Annotated in this window: 1 protein-coding gene; it reads left to right on the top strand. The window is 57.4% G+C overall.

The genetic code is table 11. From position 1 onward, the window contains the following. Window positions 1-10 precede the first annotated feature (10 nt). Window positions 11-460 (top strand): BT4734/BF3469 family protein (locus tag H9X80_RS08945; RefSeq protein ID WP_342590905.1); only part of this gene is annotated, 450 nt, incomplete at its 3' end.

The following is a 460-nucleotide window of genomic DNA, read 5'->3' as shown; positions in this document are numbered from 1 at the left end:
GGTAGGGGAAGTGTTCAACCGGGTCTGTGGCGAACCGCATACGCTGTTGGCCTATACCACCATCAGTGGGGAAGGAGTGAGGGTGGTGTGTGGCTACGAGTTAGAGAAGGAGACGAGCGATACCGATAGGGGGACCTGCTATACACGGGTCTTCAATGAGGTGAACACGCACTACGGGCAGCTGACAGGCTGTAGTTTTGACCCTGCCTGTAAAAATTCCACCCGGCTGAGCGGGCTGGCATACGACGTGCAGGTATATTTCTGCCCGGAGGCCGAACTTTTCCGCTTCCATCCGAATCGGTTGTTGAGGGCTTCTCCGCGCAACGGGCGGGTGGAGCGGGTGGTAGCCCGTATCCGGGAGGAATTGGAGCGTCAGGGGGTGGTGTATGCCCCGCATCACCACAACGAGTACATCATGCGGATGGGCTATCTGATGAATGAATTTGGGTTGCCGCTGAAG

Origin of the sequence: Olsenella profusa, assembly GCF_016900315.1 — a bacterium.
In the GTDB taxonomy this organism is placed as follows: Bacteria; Actinomycetota; Coriobacteriia; order Coriobacteriales; family Atopobiaceae; genus Thermophilibacter; species Thermophilibacter profusus_A.
Note: the sequence above shows the minus strand (reverse complement) of the source record. Positions and strands in the feature narration are given on the sequence as shown.